Here is a 14,101-nt window from a genome sequence, read left to right as displayed (position 1 = left end):
GGTACTCCAATGATAAAAGTAAAAAATCCAGATCCCATATTTTTAGAAGGAAATGAACACGCGATACTTCTTCTTCATACATTTACTGGGACAGTTAGAGACGTTAAACAACTGGGCTACTATCTACACGAGCAAGGATACACGGTGCTTATCCCATCCTATCCAGGGCACGGATTGCCTATCCAGGATTTTGTGAAATATGATATCGATAACTGGTGGCAAACAGTTGAAGATAGCTTTTTAAAATTAAGGGGGCAATATAATAATATCTCTTTAATTGGTGTCTCTTTAGGCGGTCTATTTTCACTTAAGCTCGCAGAAAAATACGATGTTAATCAAATTATCGTGATGAGTGTTCCGATGAAAAAAGATCCTGAAGGTATAAAATACCGTTTGAAACAATTTGCACCGAGAATGCACAAAGTCATTTCTTCTGAGCCTTTTCCTGAATCAAATTATCACCTTATCGATAATTACACAGGTGCCAGTAAGTTTGTTGATTATATTAAAGATATAATGAACAACTTAAGTAAAATCAATAGTTCAACAATCATACTTTATGGAGATCGGGATGATATGAGCTATCATGACAGCGCTCAATTTATTTACAACAGTATTCAGTCCAAAAAATTTATTGATCATTATGCTAATGCCGGCCATTTAATGACAGTAAGTAAGGATAAAGAAAAACTTTATACAGATATATTGCATTTTTTAAGGCAGGATAATTAATATCCTGCTTTTTACATAGATTTATATTCTGTTTCAAGTGCATCGGCCAACATTTGGATTGCTATTAAAATCAACACGACAAATGTACAAGGTACCATAAATGTCCACCATGAAGAATACAACTCTGTCATATGAAACCCTAATAATGTCGTAAGCTCCGGCATAATAAGTGTAAAATCATTGCCTAAACATGCTTCAAAACCATCGCATGTCTTCGTTCCTCCAAAGAAAATACGGAAAAATGAAATATGGCTGAGTACCATTAATGCTTGATATAACATGCGGACAAAGATAATCAATAATCTATTCTTAATATTGGGATAAACATGACGTATTAATTTTTGTGTCTTGCTGGCACCAATTACGGTTGCAGCATCCATGTATTCTGTATTCAATATTTGTTTCACCTGATCTCTAACGACTACCATTGTCGTTGGTACCATCACAAGTGCAATCACGACTAACATATACCCTATTCTAAACGGCATATCATAGCTGAACTTACCTTTTATTGCTGTCAGCACTGGAAATAACAACATATATGTAACGATTGCCTGCGGTATAAAATAATATGCATTCAAAAATCCATCTGTAACAATATCTGCCGTTCCTTTACGAAAAGCGAGATAACTTCCAAGAATAACAGCAATGATAAATGAAATAAGAACAATACCAATAACAAAGATAAATGTGATGCGGTATCCATGCCAGCTCTCCATAAATATTGAAGCGCCGAAGCGATCAGTACCGAACCAATTGACAACGCCAGGTGGCACTGGATTTTTTATTTCACTTGTCATCACGTTAAATTTATATACTTTTACTTTGTTCTGAAGCATATCAAAGTAAAAGACACTAGTTATAAAAGGTAAGATGAGAATAATCAATGACAGCCATATCTTAAATAACTTCCTCATAACTTCACCCCCGTTCTAAATTCAACGAGTTTCTGAATGATAAATAACGCGATATATATCGGAACAAACATCAGTACCAAAATCGTCATCAACATTATTGGGGCGTGATAATAATATAAGAACTGTGTAGCGCCAAAATAACCTAATATGACTTCCATAATTAATAGACTGGATAGTGTCATCCAGACGACTTGTTTAAAATTGATGTAAAATGTTATCCATACATTTGACAAGACATGCTTGCGCAGAATTTCAAAATCATTGAGTCCTTTTGCGCGTGCGAGTACTACATAATCTTTATCCAGTTCCTCAGTAATCACCTGATCCAAAATTTTATATAGCTGGACAAATGGAATTACAGATAGCATGATCGCAGGAAATACAATCGCTTCCTGTTCCCCGTAACTTGCTACTTCCATTATTAATATATCTGTTTGCTGATAAAAAAAGATAATAAAGATGATGACACAAGGAATATAGAAGATATCCGGTAAATAACCTAAAATTTTTACGAATCGCTTCATTATGTAATCAATTAACTTAAATCTTTTAGCTATAACAACACATAATATACTTAAAATAGTACCGAGCATTATACTTAAAAATAAAATAAGCATTGAATTTCGCCATGGTCTAATGATAAAAGATAAAAACGGATGTTCTATGTAACTACCTGGTGTCTTAAAAGTGACTGTATCGATATGCATTAACTGTTTAATAAATTGGGGGAAAGCCTCAAAAAAATGAGATAAATCAAATTTAAAATTCTGATTAAAAAGTAAAATAAAGGCACTCAACAGAAAAAAATTAAGCAATACTAATATTATTTTAACTCCATTTACAAATATTTTACTCAATAGCGTGTCACTCCTCTCTGAATATTAAGCACAAAAAAGACAGCGTTGGCTGTCTTTAATGCTTAATGTGCTTTTTCATCAAAGTGTTCTTTTCTTAAACGTTCAGGATAATCCTCTAACCAGAATGTCGCGTTCGGTAATTCATTTGGATCTGGATGATACACTGCATAGCGTCCTGACCCTTTTTCTTTCTTTTGTCTTTCAAAATCTTTCAATGCACGTAATGCTGGTTTATGAAGAATCCAGATTGCGATAATGTTACACCACGCCATTAATCCTACACCAAGATCCCCCATTGCCCATGCAACATCCGCTGTTTTAATCGCACCATAGAATGTAGCGCCAACAATAATTAAACGTGCAACGTTTATTAAAAACTTATTCAAAGACACGCTACTATTCTTCGTTAAATAAGATACATTTGTTTCTGCGATATATGCATATGCTAATATCGTCGTAAACGCAAAGAAGAATAACGCAATTGCTACGAAATATGAACCAATGCCTGAATATGCCGGATCAAACTGATAGCCACTTCCATGGAATGCTTTATCAATACCCGCCTGAACATACATTGCAGTTCCTGAGTAGTCTTTCACGCCATCTGCATTAACTGCGTATATACCACCATCTTTAATTAAATTTGGCATATCACCTTTCATCGTACCATCTGTCGTATTGAACGTTCCTGATAATAAAATAATTAACGCTGTTGCTGTACAAACAAATAATGTATCGACATATACAGAGAAGGCCTGAACTAATCCTTGTTTAGCAGGATGTGAAACTTCTGCAGCTGCTGCAGGATGCGGACCTGTACCTTGTCCTGCTTCATTTGAATAAAGACCACGTTTTACTCCGATTTCAATCATCGCACCTAGAATTCCACCAAATGCCGATTCCATATTAAATGCTGACTTGAATATTAATGCAAATAAACCAGGAACCTTATCAATATTTAGAACAATAATCACAACTGCTAATAAAATATATAAGATTGCCATAAAAGGTACAACTGCCGTCGCTACAGATGCTATCCAGCGTACACCACCAAAAATAATTAAAGCTAATATTATAGCGAGGACAACACCGATAATCCATCCATCAATCCCAAAAGCATTCTTCATAGAGCTTGCAATCGCATTCGACTGAATACCCGGTAAAAGTAACGCTGTAGAAATAATTGCAAGTAGCGCAAACAATGCAGCGTACCCTTTTGCAAATCCACCTTTCATACCTGCTTCTATATAGTAAGCAGGTCCACCGCGATACTCCCCATTAATTTCACGTTTATAAATTTGCGCTAGCGTAGACTCAATAAACGCTGAACTCGCACCTAAAAATGCTGTCATCCACATCCAGAATACTGCTCCTGGACCACCGATATAGATCGCTGTTGAAACACCAACTATGTTACCCGTCCCTACACGCCCAGCAAGCGATAAAGCAATTGCTTGGAAACTAGAAATCCCTGTAGGCGACTTCTCCCCTTGGAACATTAGTCGAATCATCTCTTTTAAATGTCTGACTTGAAAGAACTTCATCATTAATGAAAATGAAATCCCTGTAATTAACAACCCATACACTAACGGTTTACTCCACACAATTTCATTTAGAAAACTCACAATACCTTCCATAACTACACCCCTTTAATGTATTAACGAAAAATACTTACTTTTTCATTATATAGTCACATATTACATGTTGCAATAGTATTTATTTATTATTCTGAATATTTAATTAAATGAATTTCATAAAACGTTGATATACAGGGTTAATAAATTAATAAATAATCATTTCCAATGAATAAATAATAGAATACGGATATAATAGTATAAAATACCAATACATATGGAGGTTACCTATGAATATTTTAATTACAGGTGGTACTGGACTAGTTGGATCAGCACTTATAAACACCATTCAACGTAAATATGAGCATGCACATATCTATATTACAACGAGAAGCGCCAAACAAAATTCAAATGACATCACATATATCAACTGGGAACAAGACGATTGGTATCAGAATATTCAACACCTCGATCTTGTAATTAATCTGGCAGGTGCATCTTTGAATAACAGATGGACGAAAGAATATAAAGAAACCATTATAAAAAGCCGCGTTGAAAGCACCGAAAAGCTTATTCCATTATTTAAATCACTTAATAAGAAACCTTTTTTTATTTCAGCGAGTGCTGTAGGTTACTATCCAGCTTCTAAATCATTAACATATGATGAAGCAGATACATTCAAACCATTTGATTTCTTATCAAAGACTATTTATCTCTGGGAACAATCTGCTCACAAAGTTGAAGCATTAGGTGTAGATACAGCAATTTGCAGATTTGGGGTCGTTTTTTCTAACCAAGGTGGGGCATTACCTTTGATGATAAAGCCTTATCAATGCTTTGCAGGTGGTAATATTGGTGATGGACAACAGCCATACAGCTGGATTCATATCGATGACCTTGCAGAAGGCATACTTTTTATTTATGATAAACAATTAACAGGGATATTTAATATGACTTCCCCTCAGCCGATAACTCAGCAACAACTCGGAACAACAATTGCGCATGTGATACACCGACCACACTGGACGAAAGTACCCAACAAAGTAATGGACATTGTACTAGGAGAGCAATCCGTAATGGTTACAAAAGGACAAAGCGTATTACCTGATCATCTATTGCAGGCCGGATATACATTTAAATATCCTACTGTTCAGTTAGCTCTGGAGCAGTTGTATGGTGAATAAAGAAGGAAAGAAAGCAGTTGAAAAGCTGTGGCGAAAAGAAAAGTATAAAGTGATGTACTATAACCAGAATCAATATAACTTTATTCGTCAACTGATGCGTGAACAACTGGATGATATATCGCTATTAGAACAGGTTATTCGCAAAACATATGAAATGACACCAACAAGAGGTTCAAAATTAAATAGCTATCAACATATGTGGGGATATTTCAAAAAAATTGCTACTGATGATGAGAAAGTACTATATCAAACTTTTATTAAAGACTTTGATAGTAACGAAACAGAACTTCATACTTTACTTAAACAACTTGCTGAAAAATATGATGTACAATATTTAAAAAACAGCAGCATCTTATTTTAAAGATGCTGCTGTTTCTGTTTTATTTTATATTAAATTGCTGTTTGAGTTGGTTAACCTCTTTTGTCCAGAAATAGCGGACATGGTTTGCCTGATAAGCGACCTGAATTAAACCATTGGTCATCCAGGCAGATAGTAATTCAAAAGGCACACCCATTGCATGAATTTCTTCGTCTGTCACAAAATCTTTATGCATAATATCCCTCTTTATTTGTATGAATTAATTCATATTTTTAACTACAATACAATTAAAGTCAATATTATAAAAATCATCTATTATACTGTTTAACAGCGCTATATCCACCTTTAATATTAATAATATCGTTATATCCTAATCGATGTAACACACTCACTGCTATCGCACTTCTGACACCTGATTGACAATGAACATAAATTCTTTCATCTTTTTTAAATGGTATTTCCTCTTTTTCTAATTTACCAAAATGTACATGTTTTGCATTATCAAAATGTGATTCTTGCCATTCCTGATTGTTACGTACATCCAAAATATTAATTTGTGTTTGATCGATTGATTTGAAATGTTGTGGTTCAATTTGTTGCATTGATCCACCAGTCACATTTTTAACGTAGCCTATCACATTATCAAAACCTATTAATTTTAAATCATTTGCTGCATTTTGAACATCTTCAAATGAACCAATTAACTGAATAGGTGCTTCATAATCGAGATACCATCCTACAAATCCTAAAAACTTGCTGTTATATGGCACGTTAATTCCGTCACTTAGATTATCTAAGAATATCTCTTTCGCTCTTAAATCAATAATCTTTACACCGTCATATAAATTTTGTAGTGGTGGTACAATTGCATTATCTATTAATGCTACACCATCACGATTTATATGTTTCATTTCTTTAAAATAATACGGTGGTTCAGGTTGCTCACTTGTTAACGTTTTAACAAAAGTTGCTTCATCTTTAATCTGGAATGCCCAACTCTTTTCACGTTCATATCCTAATGTTGTTACAGGTACTGCACCAAGTGACTTACCACAAGCACTGCCTGCGCCATGTCCCGGCCAGATTTGAATATAATCCGGTAATTCATCCATCTTTTTAAGTGAATTAAACATTGCTTTTGCGCCTATTTCTGTAGTATCTTTTATCCCTGCTGCTTCTTCCAGTAAATCCGGACGACCAACGTCTCCTACAAAGATAAAGTCTCCTGTAAATAGTCCCATCGGTACGTCTGACGCATTATCATATAGCAGAAAACTAATACTTTCAGGCGTATGTCCTGGTGTGTGGATGACTTTAAGTTTTACATTACCGACGTTGATAATATCATCTTCTTTAAGTAATTCGTACTCTCCATTAATATTTTTATATGTCCAGTCTTCTCCACCTAATACAGAGACAAATGCTTTAGCATTCAATGTTTCATTCGCTTCTCTTAATCCAGATGCAAAGTCTGCGTGAATATGCGTTTCCGTAACTTTAATAATTGTCAGTCCTTCTTGCTCTGCAGCTTCAATATAAGGCTTAAGATCTCTCAGCGGATCAATAATAATAGCTTCTCCTGTCTTTTGACAACCTACTAAATAAGACATTTGTGCTAATTGCTGATTAAAAAATGATTTAAAATACATTGTTTTACCTCCATTATCAATTAGATAAATAAGTTTAAGTTTGCTTTTTCAGTATCACCTAAGTATGTTGCTACACCACCATATTCAACGCCTTCAATTAACTCTTCACGTGAAACAGCCATAATATCCATACTCATAGTACAAGCTACCATCTTGATACCCATACTTTGTGCTTTTTCTATCATCACTTCTAAAGAATCTACTTTCTTCTTATTCATAACATGCTTAATCATTCTAGACCCCATGCCACCCATATTCATTTTAGAAATAGGTAGTTTACCAGCATGTTTCGGCATCATCTGACTAAACATTTTATCTAAACCTTGTTTCTCAATTTTAATACCGGGACGTTTGATGACATTTAGACCCCAGAATGTAAAGAACATCGTCACTTCTTTCCCCATAGAAGCAGCACCTGTTGCGATAATAAATGAAGCTAAAGCTTTATCTAAATCACCGCTAAATACAACCATTGTCGCACCATTCTTTGTTTCAACTAATTGGTGCCCATTACTATCGTTCATCACATTTACAGGTAAACTTTGACCTTTTTGAATAACTGCAATGACTTTATTTCCTTCAGTTTCATTCTTAACAACCGTATTACCTGTCACTTTAGCCCATGATTCGATATCCTGACAGAAACCGAAATCTGTAACGTGGATTTCTAATTGTTCGCCATCTTGCATTTGATCTAAGTTTTCTTTTACCTTAAGGATTGGACCTGGACATTGTAAGCCACTTGCTTCTACAAACTTTCTATCTGCTCTTAACGTCATATGTTCTACCTCTCCACTTTGTTCTGTAATGTTTATCTTTTCTTCATTATTATTTATATTCGCCTCATCCTTAATTAGAGATGAGTTTGATGTATTTTGTGGTTGCGATAAGTAATTCTGTTTATATAATTTGTAACCACCATCTAAATTAATAACATCGAATCCTTCATTTTTTAAGATACGAGCTGCATTATATCCACGTTGTCCAACCTGACAATAGATAACAACCGGCATTTCCTTATCAATTTCTGACAAACGTGTTCTTAGCTCACCTAAAGGTATATTTTTAGCATCTTTAATATGTCCCATTTCATATTCAATAGGTTCTCTTACATCGATAACCTGATGTTCAGTATCATCAATTTCACTCACCTGCATCAATTTCATGTCATCTTCTAATACATTTTGTGCAATATATCCCGCCATATTCACCGGATCTTTTGCAGATGAGAAAGGTGGAGCATATGCAATTTCAATACGCTGTAAATCTGTAACTTTCTGACCAAATGTAATTGCACTGGCAATTAGATCAATACGTTTATCTACACCTTTTCGTCCGACAATCTGCGCTCCGTAAATCTTTCCTTCAGGAGAAAATATTACTTTGATTGTCATCGGCGTTGCACCAGGATAATAACTTGCATTAGATTGACCAGACACATGAATAACATGATATTGTTTTCCTAAAGTTTTTAAAACCTTCTCATTTAAACCTGTACTTGCAACATTTAAATCAAACACTTTAGCAATAGCTGTACCAATCGGATTGAATTTTTCAACTTGCTTGCCATTTAAATGATCAGCAAGCAATCTGCCTTGTCGATTAGCAATCCATGCAAGTGGAATGTGAATATCTTGTTCACTAATCGCATGCGTTACTTCTGCAACATCACCAATGGCATAAATCGATGCATCGGAAGTTTGGAATACTTCATTTGTCTTAATCGCTTTCTTCACACCTAAATCTAATCCTGCTTCTTCTGCTAATGTCGATTCCGGTAATACCCCTATGGCCATAATTACCATATCTGCATTCACAACGTCACCGTTACTCGATTCAACTGTATGGTCATTTATCTTCTTAATCGATTGCTTTAATCGTAAGTCCACACCTTTACTGATCATATGATTATGAAGTTCCACCGCCATATCCATATCAATACCAGGCATTACTTGATCACCTAACTCAAATAAAGCAACATCTAAGTCTAATGTTTTCAAGTTTTCAGCCATCTCTAAACCAATGAATCCTCCTCCAACGACTGCCGTTGACTTCACATTATTTTCTTTAATATATGCAATAATTTTATCCATGTCCGGAATATTTCTTAAAGAAAATACATGTTTAAGATTTGCTCCTTCAATTGGTACTTGAATAGGTTTAGCCCCAGTTGAAAGTACTAAAACGTCGTATGCAATCTCACTACGTTGTCCATCCGCCTCAATTGTAATTGTTTTGCCTTCTCTATTAATTACAACAACATTCATATCTGTCATGACATTAATATTCATTCTGCTTTCCATTAGTTCTGGGGTCTGAATTAACAATTTACTTCTATCTTTTATTTCTTCACCGATATGATATGGCAAGCCACAATTAGCAAAAGAAACGTAACTACCTCGCTCAATTAAAGTAATTTCATCTTGTTCATTTAATCTTCTTAAACGTGCTGCTAAAGACGCCCCACCTGCTACGCCACCAACGATTACTATCTTTTTATTCATTTATTGTTCCTCCTCAATTTAAATACCTATAGGGGTATATTAAACCATATATATCAACATGTCAAATACCCTATCCCCTATTTTTAAATTGACAAAAATACCCCGTTAGGTATATAGTAATAAACATTACATTACATTACAAAATAGAAAGAGGTTATATGATGGAGTACGATAAAAGTGCGATGAACAGACTTAAACGTATACAAGGCCAATTAAATGGTGTTATTAAAATGATGGAAGAAGGAAAAGATTGCAGAGATGTTGTTACGCAGCTCAGCGCATCTCGTAGCGGGATTGAACGCTTAATCGGTGTTATTGTCAGTGAGAATTTAACTGAATGTGTCAAAGAAAGCGTTAAAAATAATGAAGATACAGATGAACTTGTAAAACAAGCTGTTGATCTTCTAATAAAAAGTAGGTAATTAAAATGACAAACTATCAAACAATTAATGTCGAAACATTACAATCATTATTAAATCAAAAAGAAATCAATCTCATCGATGTGAGAGAAGTTTATGAGTATGAGGATAATCATATTCCAGAAGCAGTTAATATACCCCTATCTGTATTAGTAGAAAATACCGATCAGTTCAAAAAAGAAGAACATTATCATATCATTTGCAGATCCGGTAACCGAAGTGGACAGGCTTGTCAGTATTTAAGTGGATTAGGCATTGCAACAACGAATGTTGATGGTGGAATGTTAGATTGGGAAGCATTATAATGGCATTCATATTATTTGCTATCATTGGAGCGCTCGGTGCTTTTCTTTCGGGACTCATCGGTATTGGTGGTGCAATTATTATGTATCCGATGCTACTATTTATACCACCACTATTCAATATCGATATGACTCCAGCAACAGCAGCTGGTCTTACTGCCGCACAGGTATTCTTTAGTACATTAAGTGGGAGCATCAGCCAAAGAAAGAACGAAAACCTTAATATATCTATTATTATACCGATGAGTATTGGTATCCTTTCAGGAAGTATTAGCGGAGCTTATATCGCTTCAATATTTGATGAAAGTATCATCAATATTGTTTATACATTTCTTGCTGTTTTGGCTGTCATCCTTATGTTTATTAAGGTGAAAACTAACGATGCGAAGACAACGTATAATAAAATAGCATTATTTCTGGTAGCGACAATAATAGGAATATTATCTGGTATTGTAGGTGCCGGGGGAGCATTCTTAATCGTACCGATCCTGCTTACATTCTTTAAAGTCCCCTTTAGAGTTGTTGTCGCTAATAGTATCATCGTTGCTTTCGTATCATCAATTGGTACATTCTTTACGAAATTCTTAACAGGCAGTGTTGATATGGAGCATGCACTACCGTTAATTATCGCCAGTTTAATATTTGCTCCAATTGGCACGAAAGTATCTAAAAAAACAAATCAAATAGTATTAAGATATATACTGACTACTTCAATAATCATCGCAGCGATTAAGATGATGATGGATATATTATAAAAGAGAGCCGAGTGGCTCTCTTTTTTAATCGATTGAGTTTTTCTTAAACAAAAATGCTGTGATAATAAACGAAATAAATGTCCAAATCCCAATGATAATAATATGTTTTATATCACCATTTTGAGCCAATAAGTCATATTGTGCAGTAGGACTATAGCTATTGAGTTTCACTAAGAAATTATCTTTATCAAACCCCATATTAGAGAAAGTCGGTGCCATGGCAAATAAAAATAGTACTGGTAAATAGTATACACTGGTTTCAGATACATTCTTAACTGCTAATCCTATTGCAATCCCTATAAATAGGAAAAATAAGAATAATAGAATAAATCCTATAATCATTTTTCCATTTGTAAGTACATCGACATCTATAATTATCAAGCTTATAAAAATCGTAATTATAGTAAAGAAACTCACCACTAAACTTTTTCCTATAAGAATATCCATCATCGATGCAGGTGAATTAACAAGTCCTCTTAAGGTATTCTTCTCTTTTTCTTCAGCTATCATTGTCATTATTGTTCCAGTCAATACTGCTCCTAAACAAATTGCAATCATTAATATTACTAAACTTTTACCCTCCTCTTCTTGTAAAGGAGTTTTACTAAATATTAAAGACATAGCAATAGGCAATATCGGCATCGTTAGTAACATCATATTTCTCATAAATTCTTTGAAATCTTTCTCTGCAATTGCCATTACTCTGTTCATCTTCATCTTAAACAAGCTCCTTTCCAGTCACTTTAATAAATACTTCGCCTAATGTCGGTTCATTTGTATAAATACGTTTCACTTGTTTCGTATTGAGTAATTCCGTAATTTGCATTACATCTTCTTTATGCACTCTTTTCTTCTCTAAATCATTCATTTCCACGGTAATTGTCTGATCTGAATGTTGATACCTCAAATTATCTGGTGTATCCAGTGCAATCAGTTTTCCGTTATTAATTAACGCAATGCGATCACATAAACTTTCCGCTTCATCCATATCATGTGTTGTTAAGAATATAGTTGTTCCACTTTCCTTTAATTTTAATAAACCTTTATGAATATGTCTTGTCGTATTTGGGTCTAGAGCTGAAGTTGGTTCATCTAGGAATAATAGTTTAGGTTGATGTATTAGAGCTTTTGCAAGCAATATTCTTTGACGCATCCCTTTCGATAACTTTTTAACCACTGTTTTCTTCTCATTTTCTAATTGTACAAATGAAAGTACTTCATCGATCCTATTTACAGGCTGCTTATAAAGTCCTGCAAACATTTTTAAATTATCAAATACTGTTAACCTTTCATATAGTGCACTGTTATCAGATAGAATTCCTATTTGTTCTCTATACTCTGCTGTTTGAAGTGTTTTATCTTTATAATGAAATACTTGAACACTTCCTTCTGTAATAGATGTTTCTCCTGTTAGCATTTTAATCGTCGTTGTCTTCCCTGAACCGCTCGGCCCAAGCAATCCAAAAATCTCACCTTGCTTAATGTTTAAAGATAAATGATCAACTGCTCTTTTACTGTCGTACAACTTAACTACATCATTCATTTGTATAAGTGTCATAAAAATAGCCTCCAATCAATTTGTTACCCAAATTGTATTAGAGACTAGGAATTCTCACTATAAAATACACGTTAAATGTACTTAAATTTCCGTGAACTGTACCGTATGACTATTAAAATATCCTTGAATTTCTTTCACTTTGTTACGTGATAATGGTACGAATGTATTTTCCAAACCATCTATTTTAATCGAATATGAATTCTTCGACCATGTTATCATCTCTGTTACTTTCTGTAGATTGATAATATAAGAACGATGGCATCTATAGAAGCCATACACTTTTAATTTTTCTTCAAGTTCATTCAAAGTATAATCTGCTTTAAATGATTCATTATTAAAATGAATATTTACCTTACCTTCTGCTCCCTCAATATAGTCGATGTCTTCAGGATTAATAAATAATGTCTTATCTTCCGTTTTAACAGTTATTCTAAATACGTTACTACGGGAAAAATTTGAATTTATTTCTTGGGAAATATTTTGTGTTTCATTAATATTTCTTCTGACTTTATCATTTTCTTTATTATTTATTTTCTTTTCATCATATGTGTCATTAATATTTTCTTCACTGCTCTTATTTATCACACTATCCAGCATATCGCGATTATTAAATATCTGAGCAGATTGTCCTTTTTCAATTGAATCAGCTGCCTCTTTCGCTTCTTCTCTATCTTCATATACTTCTAAGCGTTTTAGCTGTGATTTTTTTACCTGATAAATTTCATTTGATAATAATAATCCATGGTCTAAATATGAAAGTATATGTAGAACTTTATGCTCTGTATTAAATTGTGAGAGTACATTTAAGATTGTATCAACGGTTTCAACTTTTAAATTATGTAATATATCTTTAAAAATGATAAGCTTATTATCCTGTACATATGCCAAAGCTACTTTCAATAACACAAATTCATCATATTCTAATTTCTTTACTTTCACATTGCTATATTCTATTAACATAAACTGTCGTAAAACCTCATCTATATTAAATGTTGCATCGAACCATCTCATATAAAATTTCAATTGTTCTCTAACTGTTAAACGTTCATGAAAAGGTGTATTAAAAGTTTCTATCCATACATCCCTTCCCTCAAAATAAGTGATAATTTCTTTTTGCTGATTCATATTTGAAACGATACATGCATGATTCATGAAATCTAATGTTTGTAAATGATTAATTAAGTCAGTCATACATCCTCCCAATAATAGTAAGTCATAGCAAATATATAGATACTTTAAATCTATTATACATGAACCGTAATGTACATATTGGATTATCGAATATCAAAAAAGCCTGTGAATTCACAGGCTTTAAAAGTAACTTGATTAAT

15 protein-coding genes are annotated in these 14,101 nt (G+C 33.7%); 6 read left to right on the top strand and 9 right to left on the bottom strand.

Features of this window, described 5'->3' with window-relative positions; all coding sequences use genetic code 11:
- Nucleotides 1-9: 9 nt before the first annotated feature.
- Entirely contained in the window at nucleotides 10-732 is a 723-nt protein-coding gene (locus BFS35_RS06185; RefSeq protein WP_099579294.1) for an alpha/beta hydrolase, read from the top strand.
- 11 nt (nucleotides 733-743) lie between these two features.
- On the opposite strand, the gene BFS35_RS06180 is transcribed toward BFS35_RS06185, so the two are convergent.
- From BFS35_RS06180 to BFS35_RS06170, 3 genes are all read right to left on the bottom strand, one after another.
- Entirely contained in the window at nucleotides 744-1,649 is a 906-nt protein-coding gene (locus BFS35_RS06180; protein ID WP_099579296.1) for an ABC transporter permease subunit, read from the bottom strand.
- Nucleotides 1,646-2,506: an ABC transporter permease subunit gene (locus tag BFS35_RS06175; protein WP_099579298.1), complete on the bottom strand. Its 861-nt coding sequence runs from the start codon at nucleotides 2,504-2,506 to the stop codon at nucleotides 1,646-1,648. Before BFS35_RS06175 ends, BFS35_RS06180 begins: the two co-directional genes overlap by 4 nt.
- 62 nt (nucleotides 2,507-2,568) lie before the next feature.
- On the bottom strand, nucleotides 2,569-4,143 hold the full coding sequence (locus BFS35_RS06170) for an alanine/glycine:cation symporter family protein (protein WP_099579300.1): 1,575 nt from the start codon (nucleotides 4,141-4,143) through the stop codon (nucleotides 2,569-2,571).
- Between the two features lie 227 nt (nucleotides 4,144-4,370).
- Between BFS35_RS06170 and BFS35_RS06165 the strand changes: the two genes are divergently transcribed.
- Both BFS35_RS06165 and BFS35_RS06160 read left to right on the top strand, forming a co-directional pair.
- Nucleotides 4,371-5,264: a TIGR01777 family oxidoreductase gene (locus BFS35_RS06165; protein ID WP_099579302.1), complete on the top strand. Its 894-nt coding sequence runs from the start codon at nucleotides 4,371-4,373 to the stop codon at nucleotides 5,262-5,264.
- A complete protein-coding gene (locus tag BFS35_RS06160; RefSeq protein ID WP_099579304.1) occupies nucleotides 5,254-5,625 on the top strand; it encodes a DUF1722 domain-containing protein in 372 nt (123 codons plus the stop codon). Before BFS35_RS06165 ends, BFS35_RS06160 begins: the two co-directional genes overlap by 11 nt.
- Before the next feature lie 19 nt (nucleotides 5,626-5,644).
- Here BFS35_RS06160 and BFS35_RS13805 read toward each other — a convergent pair whose 3' ends face one another.
- The 3 genes from BFS35_RS13805 to BFS35_RS06150 form a co-directional block, all read right to left on the bottom strand.
- Nucleotides 5,645-5,818, bottom strand: coding sequence for a hypothetical protein (locus tag BFS35_RS13805; RefSeq protein ID WP_158554267.1), 174 nt, complete (start codon nucleotides 5,816-5,818; stop codon nucleotides 5,645-5,647).
- Between the two features lie 73 nt (nucleotides 5,819-5,891).
- Entirely contained in the window at nucleotides 5,892-7,232 is a 1,341-nt protein-coding gene (locus tag BFS35_RS06155) for an MBL fold metallo-hydrolase (RefSeq protein WP_099579306.1), read from the bottom strand.
- A 20-nt stretch (nucleotides 7,233-7,252) separates the two neighbouring features.
- Nucleotides 7,253-9,736, bottom strand: a complete 2,484-nt coding sequence (locus BFS35_RS06150; protein ID WP_099579308.1) for a DsrE/DsrF/DrsH-like family protein — start codon at nucleotides 9,734-9,736, stop codon at nucleotides 7,253-7,255.
- A gap of 161 nt (nucleotides 9,737-9,897) precedes the next feature.
- On the opposite strand from BFS35_RS06150, the gene BFS35_RS06145 reads away from it, so the two are divergent.
- The 3 genes from BFS35_RS06145 to BFS35_RS06135 are packed head-to-tail and all read left to right on the top strand — an operon-like array spanning nucleotide 9,898 to nucleotide 11,212.
- Complete coding sequence (locus BFS35_RS06145; protein WP_099579310.1) at nucleotides 9,898-10,158, top strand: metal-sensitive transcriptional regulator; 261 nt, start codon at nucleotides 9,898-9,900, stop codon at nucleotides 10,156-10,158.
- Between the two features lie 5 nt (nucleotides 10,159-10,163).
- Complete coding sequence (locus BFS35_RS06140; protein WP_099579312.1) at nucleotides 10,164-10,460, top strand: rhodanese-like domain-containing protein; 297 nt, start codon at nucleotides 10,164-10,166, stop codon at nucleotides 10,458-10,460.
- Nucleotides 10,460-11,212, top strand: coding sequence for a sulfite exporter TauE/SafE family protein (locus BFS35_RS06135; protein ID WP_099579314.1), 753 nt, complete (start codon nucleotides 10,460-10,462; stop codon nucleotides 11,210-11,212). The genes BFS35_RS06140 and BFS35_RS06135 overlap by 1 nt, the downstream gene beginning before the upstream one ends.
- Nucleotides 11,213-11,236: 24 nt before the next feature.
- On the opposite strand, the gene BFS35_RS06130 is transcribed toward BFS35_RS06135, so the two are convergent.
- The 3 genes from BFS35_RS06130 to BFS35_RS06120 form a co-directional block, all read right to left on the bottom strand.
- On the bottom strand, nucleotides 11,237-11,929 hold the full coding sequence (locus BFS35_RS06130) for an ABC transporter permease subunit (protein WP_099579315.1): 693 nt from the start codon (nucleotides 11,927-11,929) through the stop codon (nucleotides 11,237-11,239).
- A 1-nt stretch (nucleotide 11,930) separates the two neighbouring features.
- Nucleotides 11,931-12,770 carry an ABC transporter ATP-binding protein gene (locus BFS35_RS06125; protein WP_099579317.1) on the bottom strand — a complete coding sequence of 280 codons (840 nt, stop codon included), beginning with the start codon at nucleotides 12,768-12,770 and terminating at the stop codon, nucleotides 11,931-11,933.
- Nucleotides 12,771-12,851: 81 nt separating this feature from the next.
- Complete coding sequence (locus BFS35_RS06120; RefSeq protein WP_099579319.1) at nucleotides 12,852-13,961, bottom strand: LytTR family transcriptional regulator DNA-binding domain-containing protein; 1,110 nt, start codon at nucleotides 13,959-13,961, stop codon at nucleotides 12,852-12,854.
- Nucleotides 13,962-14,101 lie beyond the last annotated feature (140 nt).

It is taken from the genome of Macrococcoides goetzii, assembly GCF_002742385.2.
Lineage (GTDB): Bacteria > Bacillota > Bacilli > Staphylococcales > Staphylococcaceae > Macrococcoides > Macrococcoides goetzii.
The sequence above is the reverse complement of the archived record's forward strand: the minus strand, read 5'-3'. Positions and strand labels throughout refer to the sequence as shown.

Bases quoted from the DNA above. Each gene is read 5' to 3' on its own strand.
- BFS35_RS06185 (WP_099579294.1), top strand. From the start codon at position 10: ATGATAAAAGTAAAAAATCCAGATCCCATATTTTTAGAAGGAAATGAA.
- BFS35_RS06180 (WP_099579296.1), bottom strand. From the start codon at position 1,649: ATGAGGAAGTTATTTAAGATATGGCTGTCATTGATTATTCTCATCTTA.
- BFS35_RS06170 (WP_099579300.1), bottom strand. From the start codon at position 4,143: ATGGAAGGTATTGTGAGTTTTCTAAATGAAATTGTGTGGAGTAAACCG.
- BFS35_RS06165 (WP_099579302.1), top strand. From the start codon at position 4,371: ATGAATATTTTAATTACAGGTGGTACTGGACTAGTTGGATCAGCACTT.
- BFS35_RS06160 (WP_099579304.1), top strand. From the start codon at position 5,254: ATGGTGAATAAAGAAGGAAAGAAAGCAGTTGAAAAGCTGTGGCGAAAA.
- BFS35_RS13805 (WP_158554267.1), bottom strand. From the start codon at position 5,818: ATGCATAAAGATTTTGTGACAGACGAAGAAATTCATGCAATGGGTGTG.
- BFS35_RS06155 (WP_099579306.1), bottom strand. From the start codon at position 7,232: ATGTATTTTAAATCATTTTTTAATCAGCAATTAGCACAAATGTCTTAT.
- BFS35_RS06150 (WP_099579308.1), bottom strand. From the start codon at position 9,736: ATGAATAAAAAGATAGTAATCGTTGGTGGCGTAGCAGGTGGGGCGTCT.
- BFS35_RS06145 (WP_099579310.1), top strand. From the start codon at position 9,898: ATGGAGTACGATAAAAGTGCGATGAACAGACTTAAACGTATACAAGGC.
- BFS35_RS06140 (WP_099579312.1), top strand. From the start codon at position 10,164: ATGACAAACTATCAAACAATTAATGTCGAAACATTACAATCATTATTA.
- BFS35_RS06135 (WP_099579314.1), top strand. From the start codon at position 10,460: ATGGCATTCATATTATTTGCTATCATTGGAGCGCTCGGTGCTTTTCTT.
- BFS35_RS06130 (WP_099579315.1), bottom strand. From the start codon at position 11,929: ATGAAGATGAACAGAGTAATGGCAATTGCAGAGAAAGATTTCAAAGAA.
- BFS35_RS06125 (WP_099579317.1), bottom strand. From the start codon at position 12,770: ATGACACTTATACAAATGAATGATGTAGTTAAGTTGTACGACAGTAAA.
- BFS35_RS06120 (WP_099579319.1), bottom strand. From the start codon at position 13,961: ATGACTGACTTAATTAATCATTTACAAACATTAGATTTCATGAATCAT.